General features: G+C 40.2%; 15 protein-coding genes. 14 read left to right on the top strand and 1 reads right to left on the bottom strand.

The window, feature by feature from the left end:
- The first annotated feature begins 2 nt into the window (after positions 1-2).
- The 13 genes from pepN (at position 3) to BM378_RS00715 (ending at position 22,977) form a co-directional block, all read left to right on the top strand.
- Complete coding sequence (gene pepN / locus BM378_RS00775) at positions 3-2,597, top strand: aminopeptidase N (RefSeq protein ID WP_074988370.1); 2,595 nt, start codon at positions 3-5, stop codon at positions 2,595-2,597.
- Positions 2,597-2,818, top strand: coding sequence for a DUF2835 family protein (locus BM378_RS00770; protein WP_036968698.1), 222 nt, complete (start codon positions 2,597-2,599; stop codon positions 2,816-2,818). The genes pepN and BM378_RS00770 overlap by 1 nt, the downstream gene beginning before the upstream one ends.
- A gap of 311 nt (positions 2,819-3,129) precedes the next feature.
- On the top strand, positions 3,130-5,214 hold the full coding sequence (locus tag BM378_RS00765; protein ID WP_036968695.1) for a DUF1302 domain-containing protein: 2,085 nt from the start codon (positions 3,130-3,132) through the stop codon (positions 5,212-5,214).
- Between the two features lie 12 nt (positions 5,215-5,226).
- Complete coding sequence (locus BM378_RS00760) at positions 5,227-6,591, top strand: DUF1329 domain-containing protein (RefSeq protein ID WP_074988369.1); 1,365 nt, start codon at positions 5,227-5,229, stop codon at positions 6,589-6,591.
- Between the two features lie 123 nt (positions 6,592-6,714).
- Positions 6,715-7,719, top strand: coding sequence for a WD40/YVTN/BNR-like repeat-containing protein (locus tag BM378_RS00755; RefSeq protein ID WP_036968692.1), 1,005 nt, complete (start codon positions 6,715-6,717; stop codon positions 7,717-7,719).
- A complete protein-coding gene (locus BM378_RS00750; protein WP_036968689.1) occupies positions 7,719-10,043 on the top strand; it encodes an efflux RND transporter permease subunit in 2,325 nt (774 codons plus the stop codon). Before BM378_RS00755 ends, BM378_RS00750 begins: the two co-directional genes overlap by 1 nt.
- A gap of 212 nt (positions 10,044-10,255) precedes the next feature.
- A complete protein-coding gene (locus BM378_RS00745; protein ID WP_074988262.1) occupies positions 10,256-15,094 on the top strand; it encodes an NAD-glutamate dehydrogenase in 4,839 nt (1,612 codons plus the stop codon).
- 113 nt (positions 15,095-15,207) lie between these two features.
- A complete protein-coding gene (gene pyrD / locus BM378_RS00740) occupies positions 15,208-16,218 on the top strand; it encodes a quinone-dependent dihydroorotate dehydrogenase (protein WP_065979872.1) in 1,011 nt (336 codons plus the stop codon).
- A 127-nt stretch (positions 16,219-16,345) separates the two neighbouring features.
- On the top strand, positions 16,346-16,876 hold the full coding sequence (locus BM378_RS00735; RefSeq protein WP_074988261.1) for a cell division protein ZapC domain-containing protein: 531 nt from the start codon (positions 16,346-16,348) through the stop codon (positions 16,874-16,876).
- A gap of 78 nt (positions 16,877-16,954) precedes the next feature.
- Positions 16,955-19,072, top strand: coding sequence for a bifunctional 23S rRNA (guanine(2069)-N(7))-methyltransferase RlmK/23S rRNA (guanine(2445)-N(2))-methyltransferase RlmL (gene rlmKL / locus BM378_RS00730; protein ID WP_074988260.1), 2,118 nt, complete (start codon positions 16,955-16,957; stop codon positions 19,070-19,072).
- Entirely contained in the window at positions 19,065-19,292 is a 228-nt protein-coding gene (locus tag BM378_RS00725) for a glutaredoxin family protein (protein WP_036968675.1), read from the top strand. Before rlmKL ends, BM378_RS00725 begins: the two co-directional genes overlap by 8 nt.
- A gap of 20 nt (positions 19,293-19,312) precedes the next feature.
- On the top strand, positions 19,313-21,223 hold the full coding sequence (gene uup / locus BM378_RS00720) for an ATP-binding cassette ATPase Uup (protein ID WP_065979874.1): 1,911 nt from the start codon (positions 19,313-19,315) through the stop codon (positions 21,221-21,223).
- 11 nt (positions 21,224-21,234) lie between these two features.
- Positions 21,235-22,977, top strand: a complete 1,743-nt coding sequence (locus tag BM378_RS00715) for a DUF3466 family protein (protein ID WP_074988259.1) — start codon at positions 21,235-21,237, stop codon at positions 22,975-22,977.
- A gap of 93 nt (positions 22,978-23,070) precedes the next feature.
- Here the strand turns inward: BM378_RS00715 and BM378_RS00710 are convergent, their stop codons facing one another.
- Positions 23,071-23,577, bottom strand: coding sequence for a DUF2062 domain-containing protein (locus tag BM378_RS00710; protein WP_065979876.1), 507 nt, complete (start codon positions 23,575-23,577; stop codon positions 23,071-23,073).
- A 96-nt stretch (positions 23,578-23,673) separates the two neighbouring features.
- On the opposite strand from BM378_RS00710, the gene BM378_RS00705 reads away from it, so the two are divergent.
- Positions 23,674-25,821 carry a DNA internalization-related competence protein ComEC/Rec2 gene (locus BM378_RS00705; protein WP_143104551.1) on the top strand — a complete coding sequence of 716 codons (2,148 nt, stop codon included), beginning with the start codon at positions 23,674-23,676 and terminating at the stop codon, positions 25,819-25,821.
- Positions 25,822-25,881 lie beyond the last annotated feature (60 nt).

Below are 25,881 nucleotides of genomic sequence, written 5' to 3'. Positions count from 1 at the left end.
TGATGTCTGCAACGAGTAAACCTCAAGCTCAATATTTAAAAGATTACCAAGCCCCTCATTTTTCAATACAACATATCGATTTACGCTTTGAATTAGCGCCCTTAAAAACCGTCGTTCACTCAACAATGACGATTAACCGTGTGGACGAAACGGGGGCTGATTTAGTGCTTGATGGTGTTGATTTAACACTTATCTCACTGCATGTAGATGAGCAAGAGTACAGTGACTATACGCTTGAGGATGAGGCACTCATCATCCACAATTTACCTGCTAATTTTATTTTAAAAATTGTCAACCATATCGATCCTCAAACAAACACTTCCCTCGAAGGCCTGTATTTATCGGGGGGCGCGTATTGCACGCAATGTGAAGCTGAAGGTTTTAGAAAAATCACTTATTACTTGGATCGCCCAGATGTATTGGCAAGTTTTGATGTTACGATCATTGCTGAGCAAAAATACACGCATTTATTGTCTAACGGTAATCAGATTGATGCAGGCACACTCGATGATGGTCGCCACTTTGTCAAATGGCAGGATCCATTTAAAAAACCAAGTTATTTGTTTGCATTAGTTGCAGGTGATTTTGATGTGTTACGCGACCAGTACACAACGAAATCAGGCCGTAATGTCGAGTTGGCCTTATTTGTTGATAAAGGTAATTTACCAAAAACCCCGCATGCAATGACATCGTTAAAAAAATCAATGCAGTGGGATGAAGAACGTTTCAATCTTGAATACGACTTAGATATATACATGATTGTTGCCGTCGATTTCTTCAACATGGGGGCGATGGAAAATAAAGGATTAAACATCTTCAACTCTAAATGTGTGTTAGCGAATCAAGAAACCGCCACCGATAAAGATTACCACACGATTGAGTCTATTGTTGGGCATGAATATTTTCATAACTGGACGGGCAATCGCGTTACTTGTCGAGACTGGTTTCAGTTGTCTTTGAAAGAAGGTTTAACCGTATTTAGAGACCAAGAGTTTAGTAGTGATTTGGGATCTCGTGCCCTAAACCGTATTGATGCTGTAAAAGTAATGCGAACTCATCAGTTTAGCGAAGATGCAGGGCCTATGGCGCACCCAATTCGCCCAGAAAAAGTTATTGAAATGAATAACTTTTACACTGTGACAGTGTATGACAAGGGCGCAGAAGTTATTCGTATGATGCACACGATATTAGGCGAAGAAAAGTTTCAGCAAGGTATGGCGCTTTACTTCCAACGCCACGATGGTCAAGCCGTTACCTGTGATGACTTTGTTGCAGCCATGAGTGATGCTTCTGAAATTGACTTGCAGCAGTTTAAGCGTTGGTACAATCAAGCGGGTACTCCAAGATTAAAAGTAGATCAATATTTTGACCATGTTAATCAAACCTTTACACTGACTATTGAGCAATTTGCGCCAGATAATCAACCTAATAATGCGTTGTTACATATTCCGTTTGCGATTGAACTACTTGACCCTGCTGGTCAATCAGTGCCGTTAACGATTAATAATCAGATGCAAGATTCTGTGCTTAATATAACTGAAAAACAACACACCTTTGTGTTTGAAAATGTTATAGAGCCGCCTGTTGCAGTGCTTCTGGAAGATTTTTCTGCTCCTTGTATTGTTAACCAAACTAGCAGCACCGCTGATTTGCTCCATATTATGCGTTTTGCACGAAGTGATTTTTCGCGATGGGATGCACAGCAACGATTATTTACCAACGAAATTAAAGCCGCAATATCATCGGGTAATGCATGCTTATCTCCTGACATCATTTCTGCTCTTAACGTATTAATTACAGAACGAGCAGGGGATTTGGCACTGATTGCAGAGCTATTAAAATTACCAAGCTATGACACGATTGCGGCTGAATATGCAGTGATCCCCGTTGATGACATTGTTTCAGTAATGAATGCATTTGAACTACACATTGCGACTGACTTATCGGACTCATTGATTGCGTGTTATAAGGCATTACACGATGATGGCACAACATCTGCCGAGGCTGTTGCCGTTAGGGCACTTAAACAGGTCTGTTTGCACTATTTAGCAAAAACTGAACAGCAAGACGTGAATAACTTTATTGACGAAGCCGTAGCCAGCTCTAACATGACAAATGTGTTAGCTGCGCTAAGTGCGGTTGTAAAAGCGAATCACCCTCGCTGTGATAATTTGCTCAATGAATTTGATGCTAAATGGCGACATGATGTACTTGTAATGGACAAATGGTTTGCATTGCAGGCAATGAAAGAGTCAGCAACCTGCATTGAAGACATTAAGCAGTTGTATGATCACCCAAGTTTTGATTTTGGTAATCCAAACCGTGTCAGAGCATTGGTCGGCAGCTTTAGTCATTTTAATACTACACAATTTCATCGTGCAGACGGCAAAGGGTATCAATTATTGGGTGATTTGCTTATTAAGCTCAATGATATTAACCCGCAAAATGCATCACGTATGTTAACACCATTTATGGCATGGAAACGTTATGATCACGACCGTTCGCAGGCAATCAAAGCACAATTGCAACGTTTGGCATCATTAGAGAACCTAAGTGATGATTTATTTGAAAAAGTTGAGAAAGCGTTAGTAGGTTAATGACTGAATACTTTTTTTCTTTGTATTTAAGTTATGCAGAATGCCTTGATTACTATCATGGTAAATATACTTCAGTACAGGTAACAGAAGATGGTGGCAAAACAATTCGTTTTGCTGCCAAGCATTTACGTCCTTTTATTTCATCATTAGGGATAAGAGGGCGTTTTAGGCTCACGCTGGGCGCTGATAATCAGTTTTTAAAGCTTGAAAAAGTGAGTTAAAACGCCAAATAACCTTAAAGCTGTCATACGACAAAGTGTGCTAATTTACCCAAAAATTAGCCACATTTTTCTCCCTCCTATAAAATAATCTTATTATATTTTTGTTAATTCAATTTGTTCTATTGTTAATTTACGTGTATAAATTATCTGGTATGACGTCTTACCAATACGTAAACGTCACATTTTTAAATAAATATTAACCGATTGAACGCGTTCTATATTGTATTTTTACTATTTCGCTTCTATCGTTAGAAAGATTCTAAAAACAACAATTTGATCACAAAACAACCCGTTACAGGGGGATGAACACAATGATAAAAAGATCGCTTTTTGTTAAAAACAAAATAGCTTTGGGATTCGCGGCGGCGACTCTGGGACTCTCAAGCACAGCTTTGCACGCGGCCACTTTTCAATTAGGTGATTTTGACGTACGTTTTGACTCTAGCTTTTCATATGGGCAGAGTATTCGAGTCGAAGACCGTGACTTTGCAATTATAGGTAAAAGTAATAACCCATCATTTGATTGGTCGGGCTATCATCCTGCTTTAAATCCTATTTACTCTTCTTCTGATGTATGGAACCAGCCAGGCGCTTATTCAAATAATGGCGATGCTGGTAACCTTAACTTCGACAGTGGTGATTCTTTTTCAAAGCTGTTAAAAGGCAACCATGAGTTATCGATTAGTAAAGATAATTACGGTCTTTTTACCCGTTTCATGTACTTTTATGATTTCGCGTTGATGGATGGTGACTTTGCATATAGTAACCCAACATCAGGTAAGAAAGTTGACCCCTGTGATGATGACGACACCAAAGAGCAAGTATGTGCCGATTTACGCTTACTTGACGCGTACGTCTGGGCGAACTTTGACCTTAACGAAGGTCGAAACCCGCTATCTATTCGCTTAGGTCAGCAGGTCGTTAACTGGGGTGAAAGTACCTTAATTTCTCACGGTATCAACGTAAACCCGGTTGATATTGACCGTTTGAAAGCGCCAGGTGCGGAGTTAAAAGAAGCATTCATACCCGTTGGTATGCTATGGGCTTCATTAGGTATTACCGATAATATTACCCTTGAAGGTTTTTATCAGTATGAATGGCACGAAACGCGCCTTCCTGCTGCAGGTACTTATTTTTCAACGAATGATTTCGCGTCTGAAAATGGTTACCAACAAAATATCCAGCTTGGTTTCACATCAAACCCTGATATCGATTTAGCTTTCTTAACAGACAGCTTAAATAGTTTAGATGATATTGTGCGCTCACAAGGTATCGATCCTACATCGCCGCAAGGGCAAGCAATGATGGCGCAAATGTACCTGGCATTTCCGACCAAAGTTGCTTTAAAAGGCAAGGGGGATGCGGGTAAAAATGAACCTGATGATGGTGGACAATACGGTTTACGTTTAGGTATGTACTTACCTGAACTAAACGATACAGAAGTCGCCCTTTACCACATTAACTATCACAGCCGCCGACCTGTTATTTCTGGTCAAGTATCTAATTTTACATCGCAAGCATTGGCTGCTGATATTGGTATGCTATTAACTTCTGAAATAACAGAAGATAATGTTACAAGTCTTCAAGCATTCACTAAAGGGCAATTAGAGTACCCTGAAGATATTAAGCTGTACGGTTTAAGCTTTAATACAACCGTGGGTGAGACCGCACTTGCGGGCGAATTTGCCTTCCGTCAAGATGAGCCACTGCAAATAGATGATGTTGAATTATTATACGCTGGTATGCCTGAGCAATTAGCTGTTGCGGGTATTCGTCCTGATTTTGCAGGTATTTCGCAAATGAGCTTAGGCGATGCGACCAGTGTCGTTGGTCCTGGTGAAGTTGCACAAGGCTATATTCTTCGTAATACAGCTCAGCTTCAGTTTACTGCTACCCATTTATTTGGCCCATCTCTTGGTGCTGATAGTTGGGCTGTTGTGGGTGAAATTGGTGGTGTTCGTATTAATGATATGCCGGAATACGATGAGTTACGCTTGAATGTTGCGGGTACGGGTCGAAGCGGTATCATGCAAGGCCCATTAGGTGATGATTATTCGACACTCCACCTCGGTATTTCAAACGGCCCTGAGACAAACCCATTTCCAACTGCGTCTGCGTGGGGTTACCGCTTAATCGCTAAAGGTGATTACTTTAATGTCTTTAACGGGGTGAATTTCTCACCACGTTTCGTATTTTCACACGACGTGAATGGTATTACACCTGACCCGATGTTCCTGTTTGTTGAAGATCGTAAGTCACTGGGCGTGACGATGAACTTTAACTATCAAAATGCGTGGTCATTCGACTTTAGCTACAACTCTTTCTGGGGTGGTGGTGCGACGAATACTTTCTCTGACCGCGATTATGTTTCTTTCAATATTAAATATTCAATTTAAGGGTAAATTATGATTATTAGAAAACCTACCCTCATTGCTGCAGCGTTTTGTAGCGTTTTTGCAAGCAGCAGTGTGCTTGCAAAAATTACCGCTGATGAAGCGGCACGTTTAGGTAAAGATTTAACACCCATTGGTGCAGAAAAATCGGCAAACAAAGATGGCTCTATCCCTGAATGGACAGGCGGTATTACAACGCCTCCTGCAGATTACAAACCGGGTATGCATCACCCTGATCCGTTTGCAGATGACAAGGTATTATTCACCATCGATAAGTCGAACGTCGATAAATACAAAGATCTCTTGAGTCCTGGTCAAATTGAGTTATTCAATACATACCCTGACACATTTAAAATGAACATTTATCCAACCCGTCGCAGTGCTTCGTATCCTCAGTTTGTATACGATGCTACTAAAAAATACGCGACTACGGCTGAATTAGTTGAAGGCGGTAATGGTATTAAGAACACGGCAGTAGGCGTGCCATTCCCAATTCCTAAAGACGGCTTAGAAGCCATTTGGAATCACCTATTACGTTTTCGTGGTTTAGCCGTAGAGCGTTATGCTGGACAAGCAGCACCGACGGCATCAGGCTCGTATAATTATGTAGGTTTTGATGAACAGTTGTTAGTTGAATACTCAAATCCACAGTCGACACCTGAACAACTTCAAGAATCAAATATTCTATTTAAGTTTAAACAAAAGGTAACTGAACCTGCTCGTCTTGCTGGTACCGCATTGCTTGTTCATGAAACAATGGACCAAATCTTAACGCCACGTCAAGCATGGACCTACAACTCAGGTCAACGTCGTGTTCGTCGTGCGCCAAACGTAGCCTATGATGCACCGGGTACTGCAGCAGATAGCTTACGTACAACCGACGACTTTGATATGTTTAATGGTTCACCAAATCGCTATAACTGGACATTAAAAGGCAAGCAAGAGCTTTATATTCCTTACAATAGTTATAAGCTTCATAGCGACAAGTTAACCTACGATGATATTTTACAAGCGGGTCATATTAACCCTGAACATGTGCGCTATGAAAAGCACAGAGTATGGGTTGTAGAAGCGAACCTTAAAGAAGGCACGCGTCATATTTATAAAAAGCGTGTGTTTTATATTGACGAGGATAGCTGGCAAGTTCATGTAGCCGATATTTATGATAATCGCGATCAAATGTATCGTGTTGCAATGTCGCATGGCTTGAACTACTACGAAGTACCTACGCATTGGAGTACGCTAGATGTATACCACGACTTAAATTCACGTCGTTATTTAGCGATTGGTTTAGATAACCAAGAAAAAATGTATGACTTCTCAAAAACATTAAACGACAATGAGTTTACCTCTAGCGCATTACGCCGCGAAGGTCGTTAATCTACACACTAGGCACCTGGAAACAGGTGCCTCTTGCAATGTAGGCAAGTCAACGTATGAAAGGTGTAATCACGATTATGTTGTTGGCTTGCTTTTTTATTCTATCGAAGGCGATTTATCTTTATGAAGTATTTGCTTTATGCTTGTCTTGCTTATAGTGCTTCATGTTTTGCTCAAGACATGCCACAGCCTCAGCAGGCAATTTCTGCTGTTAACGCAGACAAAACCCTTCTTACTGATATTGAGATATCAGGCAATCAACTCATCGCAGTTGGTAAACATGGTGTTGTCATCACGAGCTCAGATGCACAGCAATGGCAACAGGCGAGTGTACCTACACAAGTGTTATTAACGGCAGTGAACTTTTATGACACGGATTTAGGATGGGCCTGTGGCCATGATGCAACCATTATTAATACGACGGATGCTGGTAAAACATGGCAATTGCAACAGGCATTGCCCCATATGGATAAGCCGTGCTTAGACATTTTATTTACCTCAGCGCAGCATGGCTACGCAGTGGGTGCTTATGGGATGTTTTTTGAAACGAATGATGGCGGAAAAAACTGGAATAAACGGTTTTTAGACAGCTTATTATTTGAGGATGATCGTGTTTATTTAAACGATCTTAAAAACAATGATCCTGAAGGATACGAAGCTGAAACAGCATCAATCCTGCCACATTTTAACCGTATTGTTAACGTTGCAGACCGTTTAATGCTCGTAGGTGAAATGGGTTTAATGGCGCAAAGCCTAGACAATGGTCAAACATGGCAGCGTTTAGAAGAAATATATATGGGTTCTTTCTTTACGTTTGCGTCAACTGCACAAAGCGGTGGCGAAGATCTTGTTGCAGGTCTACGAGGAAATATTTTTACACGCCAAGCGCAATCTCAAGAGTGGCTACAAGTTGACTCTGATAATCACGCTACCGTTAATAGCGCAATTAATTACAAAAATGAATGGCTATTATTCGCAAACAGTGGGGTTATTTTTCATATCAAAGATGGTGAGCTAACAGAAGAGCAGATGGCTGATGGTAAATCATTACTCGATGGCGTTGTATTTCAGAATAAACTGGTTATGGCTTCTGAAGATGGCATTAAAGTGAAGGAGTTGAATCAGTAATGCGTGGCTTTTTAGATTTTTTAGAAAAGGCGGTGTTTCGTCATCGTCTATTTGCGATTATTTCGTTTGCAGTAATCACCTGTTTTTTATTGTTTAAAGCAACACAAATTCAACTCGATGCGTCGTTTAATAAGAATATTCCACTAAACCACGAATACATGAAAGTGTATACCAAACATGAAAAGCAGTTTGGTGGTGCAAACAGTATTTTAATTTCAGTGTGTGATGCTGAGGGCGATATATTTAATGAGGAGTTTTTTACGCAGTTAAAAGCTGTTCATGACCAACTTTACTTTATTCCAGGGGTAAATCGTCCGCTAGTAAACTCAATTTTTGCTCCCAGTGCACGTTTTGTAGAAGTTGTCGAAGACGGCTTTGCCGGTGGCCCAATCATTCCAGCCAACTTTACTGCTGATAAACAAGGTTTAGCAGTTGTAAAAGAGAATATTGAAAAAGCAAAAGTTGTGGGGCGCATGATTGCGAGTGATTATTCATGTGCGATGGTGACAGCACAGCTACTTGAATTTGATCCCCAAACGCAAGAAAAACTCGATACCCTCGCATTTGCTGAAAAATTAGAAACACAAGTGCGCGAACCGCTCAGTACAGACAAAGTCAGTATTCATATTATTGGCTTTGCGAAAATGGCGGGTGATGTTGCAGAAGGTGCGAAAGGGGTGGTGCTGTTTTTCGCTATTGCTATCGCATTTACATTTATCATGGTGTGGTTATTCTGCCACAGTTTAAAACTAACAATTTTGCCGATTGCTTGCTCAATTATAGCGGTCATCTGGCAGCTTGGTTTACTGTCAAGTCTTGGCTTTGGACTTGATCCAATGTCAATCTTAGTGCCGTTTTTAGTGTTTGCTATTGGTGTAAGCCATGGCGTGCAAATGATCAACGACATTGGTAAAAAAGTGTGCACCGGCAGCAATACACGCGTGTGTTGTCAGGCAAGTTTTAGAGCCTTGTTAATCCCCGGTGGTATAGCGTTGTTATCTGATACGATTGGCTTCCTAACATTATTAACCATTGATATCGGTATTATCCGAGAGTTAGCGATTACAGCGAGTTTGGGTGTGGCGGTGATTATATTCACTAACTTGATCCTTCTGCCTGTTTGGGCGTCTTACATGAACTTTGAAGGCTCGGTGCGTATCCAATCTGGTAACCACACAGACAAACCAAACATGCTGGATACCTTGCGTGAAATTTTGGTTAAGACAACTGAACGAAAGACCGCAGCAGTCATCATTGTTTTAACGGCACTCCTCTTTGCAGTCGGTTACTGGCAGGCAGATAAAATGCGTATTGGTGACTTGCACGCCGGCGCACCTTCACTGCATCAAGATGCGCGATATAATCAAGACACCTTCTTGATTTCAGATAAGTACACGATTTCATCTGATATTTTAAAAGTGATTGTTGAAGCATATCCTGCAGCGTGTACAGAGCATGATGTAATGGAGCGAATCGGTCGTTTCCAATGGCAAATGGAAAATGTAGCTGGCGTACAATCAGCAGTGAGTTTAAGTAGCGTTGCTCAGTCGGTTAATGCTGGTTTTAATGAAGGTAATTTAAAATGGCAAAGTTTACCGCGTAATACCGCAAGCTTAGTGCAATCGACATCGCGTGTTGAGACCAGCTCTGGTTTGTTAGATGGTAACTGTTCAGTGATGCCTGTAATCATTTTCTTAAATGACCATAAAGCAGAGACAATTGATCATGTTGTCGCAAAGGTAAAAGAGTTTGCAGCTCAAGAGCAAACCGATAAAGTGCAATTTAAGCTAGCTTCAGGCCCTGTTGGGGTAATGGCTGCAACAAATGAATCTGTGTCGGCTGCACAATTACCGATGATGCTCTATGTTTATGGCGCAGTTATTTTACTTTGCTTAGTGAGTTTTAGGAGCGTAAAAGCCACAGTAGCCGTGGTACTGCCGTTGTATATCGTATCAACACTTGCGCAAGCATTAATGGTGCAATTAGAAATAGGCTTAACGGTATCAACCTTACCTGTTATCGCATTAGGGGTGGGGATTGGCGTTGATTACGGAATTTACATTCTGTCATCGATGATGTCACAGTTAAAACGTGGCGTCGCATTAGAAGTCGCTTACCGTAACGCCCTTGTTGAACGAGGCAGTGCAGTACTCTTCACAGGTATCACCTTGGCGATAGGGGTGAGCACGTGGATTTTCTCTGATCTGAAGTTCCAGGTGGATATGGGTATTCTGCTTACCTTTATGTTCTTAGTGAATATGTTAGGTGCAGTGCTGCTTTTACCCGCGATTGGTAGCTTCCTCTGGACTGACCAGAAAAAATAATGTAAATAATTGTGCTCCGATATGGCCAGGAATGGCCATATATATCTATATTTTGTGAATAGATGACCAAATAGCTGAAAAGCTTAAAATGATTTCATCGAAAAGGCTGTTTATTAGCTGTAAAAGAGTTAGAATTTACCTGACTCCACGCTAATAAATGGCTGTACAAATATTCTACTAATCAATAAGTAGTATAGATTAAGGAACATACAATGACACGAAATGAAGGGCAAGCCTCGGTTATCTTAGATAATGTCTGTAAGCTGATCCAGAAAAAAGTTCACGCTGATAATGTGTTACTCGTTGAGAAATTCGCCAAAGCCTTGTACAGCAATATGTCTAAAGAGGATTTGGCACATCGCAACGATAGTGACTTATATGGCGCTGCACTAAGCCTATGGAACTCGCTAGAAAAAAATAATTCTGATGACGCGGTTGTCCGTGTCTTCAATCCTGAAGTAGCAAAAGATGGCTGGCAGTCATCGCACACAATTGTAGAAATTATCGCTAAAGATATGCCTTTCTTAGTTGATTCTGTGCGTATGGCCATGACCCGCGAAAACATCGCTTCTCACTTGCTACTTCACTCTCCGCTTAAAATTCAACGTGATAAAAACGCAAAAATCACGGGTATTTCTAGCTTAAAAGCAGAGCAAGAATCAACGTCTACAAAAACGGTATTCTTTATCGAAATTGATCGTCAAACAGACGCAAAAGTGATTGAATCGTTTAAGAAAGAGCTTGAATCTGTGCTTGTTGATGTTTCTGTTGCTGTAGAAGATTGGCAGCCAATTCGTGAAAAACTAATTGCTGTAACGAAAGACTTACCGAAGCGTCACCATAATAATAAAGAAAGTGAAGTTTCTGAAACGGTTGAGTTTTTAGACTGGTTAGCGAAAGATAATTTCACTCTAATGGGATACCGTGAATACGAGCTTTCGCCAGTTCAAGGCGACTATCAGTTAAAAGGTAAAAAAGGCACTAGCTTAGGTTTGATGAAAAACTCAGACGAAGAGCACAGCCGTCTTTTATCTGAGTTACCTGAAGTGGCGCGTCAAGAAGCGCGTAGCAATAACTTACTCATCTTAACAAAGACGAACTCAGTGTCTCGCGTTCATCGTCCTGCGTACATCGATTATGTAGGCATTAAACGTTTCGATGACAAAGGTAACGTGGTTGGTGAAGACCGTTTCATCGGTTTATTCTCATCAAGTTTTTATAACAACAGCGCCGCTGATGTGCCAGTACTAAAAAGTAAAATCAACCGCATTATGGAAATGTGTGATTTTGCAAAAGGTACGCATGCATACAAAGCCGTGTTAAATATTTTAGAAACGTACCCGCGTGATGAGCTTGTACAAGCACGTGAAACCGAGCTGCTAGAAGTTGCAATGGGCGTGTTACAAGTACAAGAGCGTGATATGTGTCGCATTTTTGTTCGTAAAGACGCATATGGTCGTTTCTTCTCGTGTATGGTTTATGTACCACGCGAGCGTTACAACACCGCACTTCGCCGTGAAACACAAAGTATTTTAGCGAATGCATTTAATTCTGACGAAAAAGTCGAATTTACTACTTTCTTCTCTGAGTCGACATTAGCCCGTACACACTACACGGTGCGTGTGACTGACAATAATATTGAATATAACGTGAAAGACATCGAAAATAACCTAATTGAAGCGGCCCGTACTTGGGAAGATAGATTACAATCTGCATTACTTGAAAGTGCAGGTGAAGCACGCGGTAAAGAATTAAACCGTAAATATGCGCAAGCTTTTGCAAGTGCGTATAAAGATCAAGTTCTTCCAAGCGCTGCAGTTGTTGATATTGAAAAGCTTGAGCTTCTTAACGACGAAAACAAATTAGAAATGTTGTTCTATCGTCCGCAAGAAGAAGCGAATACCAATGTTGTACGCTTAAGCTTGTTCCATAAGGATGAGCCTATTCATTTATCTGACGTCATGCCAATGTTAGAAAACTTTGGACTTCGCGTTGTAGGTGAAACGCCTTACTCAGTAAAAACAACTGATGGTAACGTTAATTGGATCATGGACTTCACCATGCTAATTGACAACAAGGGTATCGCTGACTTTGATAAAGTGTCAGCTCGATTCCGTGCTGCATTAACAAATGTTTGGAACAATCGTTTAGAAAACGACGGCTTCAACCGTTTAGTATTAATGGGTGGCTTAACAGGCCGTGAAGCATCAATTTTACGTGCTTACGCGAAATATATGCGTCAAATTGGTGTAACGTTCTCGCAAACTTACATTGAAAGTACTTTTGCTAATTACCCGCATATTGCATCGCAAATCGTTAATTTATTTACTAAGAAGTTCTCTGTGAAGAACCCTGGTAGCGAAAAGACGCTTGAGAAACTGATTAGTCAAATTTACCTTGAGCTTGAAAACGTTGCTAACCTAGATGATGACCGTATCATTCGTTTATACGTTGATATGATTAACGCGACACTGAGAACTAACTTCTTCCAAAAAGAAGCTGATGGCCAATTTAAGTCATATGTATCGTTCAAAGTACAGCCTTCTATGATCCCTGAAATGCCACTACCGCTTCCAGCGTTCGAGATTTTCGTTTACTCGCCGCGTGTTGAAGGTGTGCATTTACGCGGTGGCAAAGTTGCGCGTGGTGGTCTGCGTTGGTCAGACCGTCGTGAAGATTTCCGTACTGAAGTATTGGGTCTTGTTAAAGCACAACAAGTTAAGAATACAGTTATTGTTCCAGTAGGCTCGAAAGGTGGTTTCGTTTGTAAGCAACTTCCAACAGACCGTGAAGCATTCTTTAAAGAAGGCCAAGAGTGCTACAAAATCTTTATCCGTGGTTTATTAGACATTACAGATAACATTGAGCGTGGCGAGATTGTTCCGCCTGTTGATGTTGTCCGTCATGATGAAGACGACCCATATCTTGTTGTTGCTGCCGATAAAGGTACTGCTACATTCTCTGATATCGCAAATGGCATTGCTAACGAGTATAACTTCTGGCTAGGTGATGCTTTCGCATCAGGTGGTTCAGTGGGTTATGACCATAAGAAAATGGGTATCACTGCAAAAGGTGCGTGGGAATCTGTTAAACGTCATTTCCGCGAAATGGATATCGACTGTCAAACAACAGATTTCACTGTGGTGGCCATAGGTGACATGGCGGGTGACGTATTTGGTAATGGTATGTTGCTTTCTAAGCACATTCGACTGCAAGTGGCGTTTAACCACATGCACATCTTTGTTGATCCTAACCCTGATGCAGCGACGTCATATCCAGAACGTGAGCGTTTATTCAATCTACCACGTTCTTCGTGGGAAGATTACAATAAAGATCTTATTTCACAAGGGGGTGGCGTTTTCTCTCGTGCCGCTAAATCAATTAGCTTAAGCCCTGAAATGAAGAAAATGCTTGGCACCAAGAAAGCGAGCATGACACCTAATGAGTTAATCAAAGCAGCCTTAATGATGGAGTTTGATTTACTGTGGAATGGTGGTATCGGTACTTACATTAAGAACTCTAAAGAAACAGATGCAGATGTGGGCGACCGCGCGAATGATGCATTACGTATTAATGGTGCTGAACTTGGTGCGAAAATCTTAGGTGAGGGTGGTAACTTAGGTGCGACGCAACTGGGTCGTATCGAATTTGCTGCCAAAGGTGGTCGTGTAAATACTGACTTTATTGATAACGTGGGCGGTGTTGCCTGTTCGGATAACGAAGTTAACATCAAAATCTTATTAAATGGTTTAGTGGCTGAAGGTGACTTAACACGTAAACAACGTGATGAGTTACTGTATTCAATGACCGATGAAGTGTCACAACTAGTCATTAAAGATTGTTACCGTCAAACGCATACACTGTCTATTACTCAGTCTAAAGGTACGTCAACACTTAAAGAAAAAGTACGCTTTATTCATGCACTTGAAAAAGATGGCAAGTTAAATCGTGCGATTGAGTTCATCCCAACAGATGAAGAATTAGCTGAGCGCGCAGCCGCAGGTAAAGACTTAACTCGTCCTGAGCTGTCTGTGCTTGTTTCATACGCGAAAATGGTTCTTAAAGAGTCTCTTGTTGTTGAAGAGATCACAGAAAACCCTTATTACCGTCAGTTGTTAGTTAATTCATTCCCAGTGCCACTTCGCGAGAAGTTTAACGACGCAATGGATAACCACCCACTTCGTAAAGAGATTATTGCAACTAAACTTGCCAATAATATCGTAAACGATATGGGCCTTAACTTCATGGTTCGTATGAATGAAGAAACCGGTGCAAACGAAGCTGAAATAGCACTGTGTTATTCAATCGCTAAAGAAGTGTTCCAGATGACAGATACGTGGTCATCAATTGTGGCGCTTGATAATAAGATACCAGCGGCAGTTCAGACAGAAATGCTGTATCAATTACGCCGTACTGTACGTCGTGCAACACGTTGGTTCTTACGTCACCGTAATAAAGCACAAACGATTGAACAAGCAATTGAGTTCTTCTCACCCACATTCGCCGATTTAAGCGAAAACTTAAACAGCTACATGGTTGAGAAAGAAAGCGAACGCTTAGTTAAAGCAGCAGATAAATTGATTGATAACAATGTGCCAAAAGCACTGGCTACGCGCATTGTCTCACTTTCAAGCTTATTCTCTGTAATGGACTTAGCTGAAATTGCTAATAACTCAAATTGCAGTATCGACATGGTGTCTAACACTTACTTCAAGCTGGGTGCGCGTATGGGATTACATTGGTTCTTAGACCAAATTACGAATCAACCTGTTGCAAACCATTGGCAAGCACTTGCTCGTGCATCATACCGAGAAGAGCTTGACTGGCAACAACGCACATTGTCAGCGGTTGTGTTAAATAGCTTTGTTGGTGACAACAAAGATGTAGACGCACAAATTGACGAGTGGATGGATAATCAAGAGTTGTTATTACAACGTTGGAAACAGATGTTATCTGAGTTTAAGACATCGCAAAGCCATGATTTTGCGAAGTTCTCAGTGGCACTTCGTGAACTAATGTTGTTAAGCCACAACTGTGACACTTCCAAATAAATGAAAAGTCGTTAAAATACATACCCCAGCTCGCTGGGGTATTTTTTTGCCCTTAATTTGCAATGTAGCGTTTTAATAAAGCTACACTGTTTATTTTACCTAAGGAACAAACCATGTTTTATGATCTAGCTCGCCGTTTTATGTTTACCCGTGATGCGGAGTGGGCTCATGAATTTGCACTTAATAATTTACGTCGATTTGCGCATACTCCATTGAGTGCAGCATGGTCACAAACAGTCCCTAATAAACCTGTTAATTTTCTTGGCTTAGAATTCAAAAATCCGGTGGGTCTTGCAGCTGGGCTAGATAAAAATGCCGAGTGTATTGATGCTTTTTCACAAATGGGATTTGGTTTTGTTGAAGTCGGTACAGTGACACCTCGTCCACAAGCCGGTAATGACAAACCACGTATTTTCCGCTTACCTCAATCAAATGCGATCATTAATCGTATGGGCTTTAATAATAAAGGAGTCGATAACCTTGTTAATAATGTTAAAGCTGCAAAGTATGATGGCATTCTAGGTATCAATATTGGCAAAAATAAAGACACACCTAACGAGCAGGGTAAAGACGACTATATCCACTGTATGCGCAAAGTATTCGAATATGCATCGTATATTACGGTCAATATCTCTTCGCCAAATACGCCAGGATTGCGTGATTTACAGTACGGTGAAGCGCTAGATGATTTATTACAAAGCCTGAAAAATGAACAGTTGGATTTGGCTGCAAAACATAATAAGCACGTGCCAATGCTTGTCAAAATAGCGCCTGATCTTGATGCAGTACAGATTTCACAAGTCAGTGACTCATTGATCAATAATAAGATCGATGGTGTTATTGCGACAAACACCACACTTGAACGTGCAGCAGTTCAAGGACAACAGTATGCAGATGAAGCTGGGGGCTTATCGGGGCAACCTGTACGTGCTCGCTCAACCCACGTCGTTAGTGAGATAAAGCGTCTAACTGAGGGTAAGTTACCTATTATTGGTGTTGGTGGAATTGATGATGCAGAATCAGCAAAAGAGAAGTTTGCTGCCGGTGCAGACCTCGTTCAAGTTTACACGGGTTTCATTTATAAAGGCCCAGAATTGGTAAAAACGATCCTAAAAGGCTTGTAAGGATCGGTTATCTAAGCAATTGATCATTAATAAAATGTTCTAAAAAATCATTTTATTAATGGTCTGCTTTAGTTATACTTATGTGCTAAGTATGCAGGAATTTTTATTTTTAGTAGAGGGAGGAGTCATGTTACAAGCATCAAAGCAATGGAAATGGCTTGCTTGTTCTAAAAATAATCGTCTTTTGGTTGACCTTGACCAAAATATGCAGCTGTGCACGCCTTACAAACTTCGTCAGCTCACTGATGCTGTCTTGTGTGAACCAAATTTTAGCCTCGAAGACGCTGATTTTTACCAACAAGTCTATCAATATCTTGAGACATTCTCGCTCTGGAGCCCTGCGCAGCTTTGCCAAATTGCTTTGAACGCGACTGCGGTTAAATTCCATTTAAAACCAGTGCTTGCTAAAAGTTGGTTTTTTCATGAGTACCATGGCAGTGAACCAAGTGTTGAAGCGGTTGTTAAACTTTGCTCACACGCCCAAGAAGGTGAGTTTTTAATTGTTGATCATTGCAGCGATACGTCTGTGTGTATTAACTTAAGTGAGCACTTTCAGTTAGATGAAAATCTATCGTTGCAGCAATTTGAAGCTATCAAAGTGCTAAACAATCGTATCTTTCCTGTTTATATCCAACAAAAACAGTTTAAATCTGCTTAATATCCCTTTAAATGATGGCGTTTTTGTTCGCTAAGCTATGCTATAATCCTGCGCAATTAGCATTTAAGGGTTTTTACTTTGCAATTTATCGCACTTACTTCTATCGGAATCGAAAATTTACTTGTTGAAGAGTTAACAGAACTTGGCGCAGAAGTCTCAAAGCAAACTGTTGGTTCTGTCCGTTTTGAAGCTGACAGCTTATTAGCACAAAAAATTTGTTTATCGAGTCGGTTTGCGACGCGAATTCTAATGTTGATAGAAGAGAAAGAAGGCGTTAAAGACAAAGACAGCCTGTATAATTTTGCACGATTGCAGCCATGGCAAGAATGGTTTGGGCCAAAACAGACATTCGCTGTTGATTTTACGGGTACGAATGATTGCTTAAAAAACACGCAGTTTTCTGGTTTAGTAATAAAAGATGCAATTGTTGATTACTTTGCTGACTTGTTCGAACAGCGTCCAAATGTTGATAAATACAATGCTAATGTGCGTGTTGTTGCACGATTAAACCGTCATGGTGTGGCGTTGTATATTGATTATTCTGGTCCTCGTTTGTCTGAACGTGGATATCGTCAAGATCAAGGCAAAGCCCCCATAAAAGAACACTTAGCAGCTGCACTTGTAAAACGCAGTGGCTGGCTTGAAAATGTTCAACAACCATTATTCGATCCATGTTGTGGCTCTGGTACTATTTTGATTGAAGCGGCTAGTATGGCACGAAACGAAGCACCTGGTTTATTCCGCGAAGGCTTTGCATTTGAGCGCTTACCTAGTTTTCGAATTCAAAAGTATAAAGAATTAAAAGCAGAGTTAATGGCACAAATTACAGAACCTAAATTGTGGTTAATTGGTCATGATATTGATGCCTCTGTTATTGCAAAAGCACAAGAAAATGCTGAGCGAGCAGACCTTGCAAGCGTGATTAAGTTCAAGCAAAGTGATGCTACAAAATTGACTAGTGTTGCTAAGTTACCCGGTGTTGTGATTTCGAACTTACCTTATGGCGAGCGACTCGGCTCAATGGCTGAGCTGGTTAACTTGCATCGTAGTTTAGGTGTGGGCTTTAAAAAGCACTTTAATCATTGGAAGTTAGCTTTATTAGGCACAGATGAAAGCTTATTTAAATTATTGAAGTTAGTAAAACTCAAACGCTATAAGTTTAAAAATGGCCCATTAGATGTCGTGCTTAATCTCTATCAACTGGACGATAAACAAGTTGAATTAAGTAAAGAAGATAAACCTGCACTTAACTATGAAGGCTCAACAGCATTTGCTAATCGTTTAAAGAAAAATAAGCAGAACCTAAAAAATTGGCTAAAACAAAACGAAGTAAGTTGCTATCGTGTTTACGATGCAGATATTCCTGAATACAACGTCGCTGTTGATGTATATGATAACGCCGCGGTTATTTTCGAATACGCCGCCCCGAAAGAAATTGATGACAGTACAGCGCAAAAACGTTTGCAAGATGTCATAAGTTTAACCGCTGAGCAATTAGATATAGCCGCTGAAAATATTGCAGTAAAAGTTCGCAAAAAACAAAAAGGCGAAGAGCAATACACCAAAGTTTCAAAACAAAATCGCACCCAAGTGGTTGAAGAATTTGGCGCTAAGTTTAAAGTGAATTTGTTTGATTATTTAGATACGGGTTTATTCCTTGACCACCGCTTGGCTCGTCGCTACATTCAGCAAAATGCGAAAGATAAACGCTTTTTAAATTTATTCGCTTATACCGGTAGTGCATCTGTTCATGCTGCATTGGGTGGCGCAAAAGCGATTACCACGATTGATATGTCGAAAACCTATTTAAAATGGGCACAAGAAAATTTTGACCTGAATGGTATTAGTAATACTCGTTATCGTTTTGAACAAGCCGATTGTTTAAAGTGGTTAGAGTATGCGCAGGGCCAATATGATCTTATCTTTTTAGATCCGCCAACGTTTTCGAATTCAAAACGCATGAAAGATGCTTTTGATGTTCAACGCGACCATATTAAATTATTGACTTGGGTAAAGAAAATTCTAAGTCCAAATGGCACATTAATTTTCTCTAATAACAAACGCGGTTTCACAATTGATGAAGTGGGTCTGATGGGCTTAGGGTTAAAAGCAGAAAATATTTCAGCGAATACCTTATCTCCAGACTTTAAGCGTAATAAGCAAATTCATAATAGCTGGCTAATTACTCATGGCTAAGTTTACTTTGTATCACACAGATGGTTGTCATTTGTGTGAATTGGCCGATGAATTATTAGTGGCTGCCAAGGTAAATTTTGTAGCGCACGATATTATGGACGATGAACAGTTAATCAGTGCGTATCAAACGAGTATTCCAGTTGTTAAAAAAGAAAATGGTGAAACACTATATTGGCCATTTGATGAATTACAGTTAGCAAAATTTATTGCTGATAATTAAGAATAAGAGTAGTAGTCACAATGGATTTAATCAGAATTGCCAAAGCACAGCTTGCTTACGGTACACATCCTTTACTTGATGATGCTGATGCGGTTATTGAGTCAGGTGAACGAGTGTGTATTGTAGGGCGCAATGGTGCCGGTAAATCAACGTTATTAAAAGTGTTAGATGGGCAAGTTACCCTAGATGATGGTGAGATAAACCAGTTAGGTGGTATCCGCATTTCTCGTTTAGAGCAAGATCCACCAAAAGGTGCTCAAGGTACTGTATTTGACTACGTAGCCCAGGGTATGCCAGATATAGCTCAGCTATTAATTGATTATCATCAGGTCAGTAATCAAATGCAAACCGACTGCAATGACAAGTTGCTGAATAAACTTGAACGTTTATCAAATCAACTTGAAACAGTGGATGGATGGCGGTTTGATACGCGTATTCAACTGGTTTTGTCACGTTTAGAGCTCGAACCTGAAGCTAAATTAGAGTCATTATCTGGCGGGTGGCTTCGTAAAGTTGCCTTAGCACGAGCCTTAGTAAGCGAACCCGATTTGTTATTGCTTGACGAGCCAACCAACCACTTGGATATGAACAGTGTTATTTGGCTTGAGCAATTTTTAAAAGAGTTTAAAGGTGGCATTGTTTTCATTTCTCATGACCGTGCCTTTATACGTGCTGTTGCAACGCGGATTCTTGATTTAGACCGCGGTAAACTTGTCTCTTATCCTGGGGATTATGCCACCTACTTAGAGCAAAAAGCACATGATTTAAAAGTAGAAGAAGCACAGAATGCCCTTTTTGATAAACGTTTAGCAGAAGAAGAAACCTGGATCCGTCAAGGGATCAAAGCCCGAAGAACACGTAATGAAGGACGTGTGCGTGCGCTAAAAGCGCTTCGTAAAGAACGTCAACAACGTGTTGAGCAAGTGGGTAAAACAGACTTCAATATAGAAACGTCAGAGCGCTCTGGTAAGTTAGTCTTTGAAGCGAAGCATATTGCCCACGCTTTTAAAGATAAAGTGATTGCTAAAGACTTCTCTACACTGGTCATGCGTGGTGATCGTATTGGTCTTGTCGGTCCTAACGGTATCGGTAAAACAACATTATTAAAAATTCTTTTTGGTGATTTACAACCGGATGCAGGTACTGTTAAGCAAGGTGTAAACCTTGAATTTGCTTATTTTGACCAATATCGTGAGAAATTGGATGAAGAAGCCACAGTGCAAGATAACGTAGCAGAAGGTAAACAAGAAGTGATGATGGGCGGTCGTTCACGTCATGTGTTGGGTTATTTACAAGATTTCTTATTTCCGCCAGCTCGTGCACGCACGCCTGTTAAAGCACTGTCAGGTGGTGAGAAAAACCGTTTATTACTCGCGAAGTTATTTTTAAAGCCTTCAAATATTTTGGTTCTGGATGAACCGACCAATGATTTAGATATTGAAACACTTGAGCTATTGGAAGATATTATTAACCAATACCAAGGAACGGTTTTGATTGTAAGTCACGACCGTGAGTTCATTGATAATACATGTAACTCTGTGTGGGCCTTCGAGGGTGATGGTAAAATAAGTGATATTGTGGGTGGTTACAGCGATTATGAAGCCTACACCGCATATTTAGCCGAACAGCAAAAACAACAGCAGCAACAAGTGAAACCAGAAAAGTCTGCTGGTGTGAGCAATGATAAAACGCAAAAGAAGAGCAATAAACTCTCTTACAAATTAAAACTTGAATTAGAAGAATTACCCAGTAAAGTGGAACAACTTGAAAAAGCGCTCGATGCTCAGCAACTTGTGGTTAGTGATCCGGACTTTTTTAAGCAAGATGCAGCAATTACAACAGAAGCATTGAACCATTTAGCCCAGTTAGAGTCTGAGCTTGAAGCCGCATTTGAGCGCTGGGAAGAACTCGAAGATTTAAAGAATCAGTAGTAAGGATTAAAATGAAATATAAACTACTCGCTGCCAGTATTTTAGCCACCTTAAGTACCTCAGCGATGAGCGCGACCTATAAGCTAACAGAGCTTGGTGGCTTAGATGGCGCAAAACTGAATTATGTAACAGACGTTAGCGAAAATGGTCATGTTATTGGTTTAAGTAATGGTGTTTACAGATTACCAATTGATATTTCTTATATTGATTTTGATGACAATGCTATTAAGTCTGCTTACGAAAGCGAAAAAGACAGATTTGAACTAATTGATAAAGAAATTACGTTTACACTTGATGACATTGAAAATAACGATGCCGTAAATACCAATGCCGATGCGCATACGTTTATGATCCGTTTTTTAGCGAGTGATAGCCGTTCTGTGGATTCCGAGTATCAGAAATTAGCGAGTGCAATTGCCACTGTCTATAGCGCTGAGGGGTCAACTGAACAAGTTATTTTTGATGAACAATCATTGGATTATGATGGTTTAACACGCTCTACATCTAACTACTTAAGTGCGGTTGCTGAAGACGGTGTTATGGCGGGTTGGGGCAGTGCTCCTTACGAGAAAACATCTTTTACACAAGCTGATGAAGACGAAGCGGAGACACATTTCTTACGTGATTTTATTAGACGGGGAGTGGTGATTTCAGCTGATGGTGTAAAAGTGCCTCTTACGCCTGAGTTTGATGAATTTGGCGGTTTTAGTGCTGCTTATGATATTGTTAAAACAGAGCTTGGTTACGAAGTTGTTGGTACCGTGTCGACAGACATTGCAGAAGATCGCCAAGAAAATATCGACGACAGGTGTGATGGTGAAGACGAGCCTGTTTCAGATTGTGTTGAGAGTATTGAACGAAATAACAATAATGGAATATACAATAAACGTGCCGTTAAATGGACATTAGATAATAATTTCAACATCACGAATACTGAAATTTTGGGTATAGGTTTAACCCCCAAAGACGATGAAAAGTTCGCTTTTAAAAGTGGCGCTTATGCGATTAACAAAAATGGGTTAATTGCGGGTATGTCTGAAGTGCGATACAAAGACACAGATCGACGCACCACGATGCCGGTTATATTCGAAAACGGAGAAGTCAAAGAATTTATCAATCAGGACGATGATTGGCAATTAGGCCAAGTGCTGTCGATGAATGACAATGACATTATTGTTGGTTATGCTTCAAAGCGTATTGAGGGTAGAACAACAACTAAGTTTTATTATTATGACAAGCAAAATGACACTGTTGTATTCCCAAGCGACTACTTTGCAAGTTCAAACTCAATTGCTAATGATGTAAATGATAATGGTATTATTGTCGGTGAAGGTGAAACCGATATTTTTAATTCGTCTACACGTCGCCGTGAAGGTTTTATGTACACCATTGGTGAAGATAAAATTGTTAACTTAAATGACTTATTACCGTGCTATGAAGCGGATGGTGAAACACGTTTTGGTTATAAAATAGCTGAAGCGAAAGCAATCAACAACAATAACGAAATTTTCGGTGTTGCAACTAAAACGGTTGAGAAAACAGATTCGTTTGGTAATGTAGTGCGTGATGTTGATGGCAACATTGAACACGAAAGTGTTACGGTAGCTGTAAAACTAACACCTATTAGTGGCAGTGTAGAGGAATGCCCGGCGGAAGAAGTTGAGCAATATGAACGCCAATCTGCAAGCTTTCCGTGGTTTGCGTTTTTACTGTTGCCATTTGCTGCAGTGCGCCGCGTGTTCAGTAAGAAATAATTAACTACGCGATAATTAACAGAAAAAACCCAGCTTTAAGCTGGGTTTTTTGTCTATACTGAAAGGTATGTTTTTTAGTATTTTGTTGTTGCTTTATTTATGACGGTGTAGCCACGCTTTTCGCACTGAGCGCTTCCAAAGCATATCAATGGCAAAATAGCCTACAAGTGATGCCGCTGAAGCACAAATTAATGAGCCGACTAAAAAAGCGGGTCCAATCGTAGTGAGGCTATCTATAAACCATTGCCAACTTGGCTCAAAGTGGAAATGTTGAGTGGGTTGAGCAAGGGCTATAGTCCCAACAATGTATGAACAATAAAAGATAGGAGGCATTGTCAACGGGTTAGTGATCCACACTGTTGCAACAGAAATAGGCAAGTTAACACGTAATGGAATTGCCAAGGCGGCAGCTAAAACCATTTGAAAAGGAACAGGGATGAAAGCAAAAAACAAACCTACCGCAAAAGCACCCCGAGCGGAGCGTCTATTTAAGTGCCATAAGTTGGCGTCATGTAATAAACGACCAAAAATTCTTAAATATTTATGATCTCTTACCTTGTTATGATCGGGTAAAAACCGTTGGATCGTTTTTTTAGCCATCTAAAGCAACCATTTACATCTATTTGGTTATGCAGTGGCTTTGTGTTGGGGTGTTTTATAACCGTTTACACACTGAACACTGCGGCGTTCTATATAATGAGTTTTGCTGTCATTTTAGCGAGTCTCTATTTTAAGCCTTTTTTGTCGGTATTGTCAGGGTTTATTTGTGGTATTTTTATCGTAATCTTTCATTATCTTATTTTTTACTCAGCCAGTTTATGCCAAATAGAAATAGACAAACCCATTGACGCTCATTTACAGATTATTTCAATTCACTCTGCTGCATCGCCTTATTATGCCAAAGTACGCTTGATTAATATTCAAGGCTGCTCGCTGCCTCGGTTTATAGCTCCTTTAGCGATGCTAAGTATTACGACTGAAAAGCAACTAGATGTGGGAAGCTTGTTAACAAGCCAAATTAAATTAAAAGCATTTCGAACTGTTAAAAACTTTGACAGCTTTAATCGTGAGCGCTTTGCGTTCACAGAGCGAATTATTTATAAGGGCAGAACAGTTGGCAAAACACATCATTTAAGCAGTACAAGTAGCGCTGCGATCAGGTCACACTATCAATCTTATATCAGTGATATTACCGCGGGTACGAAACTACAATGGATGTACTATGCCTTATTAACAGGGGACAGAAGTAAAATTTCGTCAGTCGATAAAACTCATTTGCGCGAACTGGGGCTCAGTCATTTACTTGCGATATCGGGACTACATATTGGCCTGATATTTACGCTCGGTTTTTATACCTGCAAATGGGTGTTTATGTGTACTCAGATTGCTATTAAACAAAGCATGCAACTTAGTAAACTTTTTGTGGTGTTTGGGTTCTGTTGTGCATTTTTGTATGTTTACTTAAGCGATTTTGTTGTATCTGCAACCCGAGCGTTGGTGATGTTGGGTTGTTACTTAATAATTTACCTTTTAGCTAAAAATCCCCTGCAGTGGCGAAGTATCTTATTTGCTTTATCAGTGGTGTTGGTCATGAATCCATTTTCACTACTCAATCCTGGTTTTTATTTTAGTTTTACTGCTGTTGCCATTATTTTTTTAGTGATTAACCAGCCTCTAACTATAAAAAACGGTTTAATAAAGCACAGTGTTCAGCTGTTTATGATCCAAGGAGCGCTTTTTGTGGGGCTTTTACCTTTGTCGTTATATTTTTTCGACGGAGTCAGTGTCATTGGCCTTTTAGTTAATTTGATAGCTGTGCCATTGATTAGTTTAGTGGTTATGCCGCTCTTAGTAATGTATTCGCTGTTGTCTATGATTGTTGATACAAGTTACGTTTTTAAGCTGTTCGATGCTGTATTTTACAGCTCCTTTGAGTTTATTATTTCAACGCCTCATGATTGGCGTTGGATTGATGTGAGGATTAATGGTTTTAAATCGTTGTTGTACTTGTATTGTACCTTGTTAATTGGGCTGTTTAGCCCATTTAAACGCTTTAGTATAATCCCGAGCTTTATTTTTATTATAGACTGGTTGTTGACACCAAAACCTTTATTTCAATTAGATTTATTTGACGTAGGGCATGGTCTAATGGCGATGATAAGCACCAATAACAAAGCCATTGTGTATGATTTAGGTCCGCAATACTTTGCGCGTTATGATTATGTAAATTCAGTACTCGTTGCAAATATTCGACAACAAAACTTAGAAGTTGTGGCGACTATTATAAGTCATCAAGACAATGATCACGCGGGAGGACTGACGAGTTGGAAACAAGCAGGTTACACTGCTACGTTTGAAAAGTTTCATCCCAGTGGAATCAAACTGCCATGTTTGTCTCAGCATTTTAAATTTGAAAACCTCAATATCACTTCGCTTACAGCCGACTCGAATCATGATAATAATAATGACCGCTCCTGTATTTTAAAAATAAGCAATCCCCAGCATAGCGTGTTATTGACTGGCGATATTTCTAAATTCATTGAACAGCAGTTAGTGAGTCAGGAAGTTGATTTAAATGCGACTATTCTTATCAGTCCCCATCATGGTAGCAATACATCTTCAAGTGGCCTATTTATAGATGCTGTAAATCCTGAGATTGTACTTCATTCATCTGCCTACCAAGGGCAATGGTCGTTTCCTCATTCTGATGTCGTTAAGCGATACAATGACCGTGACATACCACAATACACCACAGCTGAGTATGGACACATAAGAATAAAATTTTACCCGCAGTCATACCGTTTAGAATTCGCCCGTGAGCAGGAAAGTTACTGGTTTGAATAAGATTGGCGTTTTGTTTTTACTGTCATAAGGCTACAATAGTCGAAGTCTATGAATAAGAGA

The organism is Pseudoalteromonas lipolytica, from assembly GCF_900116435.1.
Taxonomy (GTDB): domain Bacteria; phylum Pseudomonadota; class Gammaproteobacteria; order Enterobacterales; family Alteromonadaceae; genus Pseudoalteromonas; species Pseudoalteromonas lipolytica.
Note: the sequence above shows the minus strand (reverse complement) of the source record. Positions and strands in the feature narration are given on the sequence as shown.

Excerpts from the sequence above, each read along its gene's own strand:
- pepN (WP_074988370.1), top strand. The coding sequence starts at position 3 with ATGTCTGCAACGAGTAAACCTCAAGCTCAATATTTAAAAGATTACCAA.
- BM378_RS00770 (WP_036968698.1), top strand. The coding sequence starts at position 2,597 with ATGACTGAATACTTTTTTTCTTTGTATTTAAGTTATGCAGAATGCCTT.
- BM378_RS00765 (WP_036968695.1), top strand. The coding sequence starts at position 3,130 with ATGATAAAAAGATCGCTTTTTGTTAAAAACAAAATAGCTTTGGGATTC.
- BM378_RS00755 (WP_036968692.1), top strand. The coding sequence starts at position 6,715 with ATGAAGTATTTGCTTTATGCTTGTCTTGCTTATAGTGCTTCATGTTTT.
- BM378_RS00750 (WP_036968689.1), top strand. The coding sequence starts at position 7,719 with ATGCGTGGCTTTTTAGATTTTTTAGAAAAGGCGGTGTTTCGTCATCGT.
- BM378_RS00745 (WP_074988262.1), top strand. The coding sequence starts at position 10,256 with ATGACACGAAATGAAGGGCAAGCCTCGGTTATCTTAGATAATGTCTGT.
- pyrD (WP_065979872.1), top strand. The coding sequence starts at position 15,208 with ATGTTTTATGATCTAGCTCGCCGTTTTATGTTTACCCGTGATGCGGAG.
- BM378_RS00735 (WP_074988261.1), top strand. The coding sequence starts at position 16,346 with ATGTTACAAGCATCAAAGCAATGGAAATGGCTTGCTTGTTCTAAAAAT.
- BM378_RS00725 (WP_036968675.1), top strand. The coding sequence starts at position 19,065 with ATGGCTAAGTTTACTTTGTATCACACAGATGGTTGTCATTTGTGTGAA.
- uup (WP_065979874.1), top strand. The coding sequence starts at position 19,313 with ATGGATTTAATCAGAATTGCCAAAGCACAGCTTGCTTACGGTACACAT.
- BM378_RS00715 (WP_074988259.1), top strand. The coding sequence starts at position 21,235 with ATGAAATATAAACTACTCGCTGCCAGTATTTTAGCCACCTTAAGTACC.
- BM378_RS00710 (WP_065979876.1), bottom strand. The coding sequence starts at position 23,577 with ATGGCTAAAAAAACGATCCAACGGTTTTTACCCGATCATAACAAGGTA.
- BM378_RS00705 (WP_143104551.1), top strand. The coding sequence starts at position 23,674 with ATGAGTTTTGCTGTCATTTTAGCGAGTCTCTATTTTAAGCCTTTTTTG.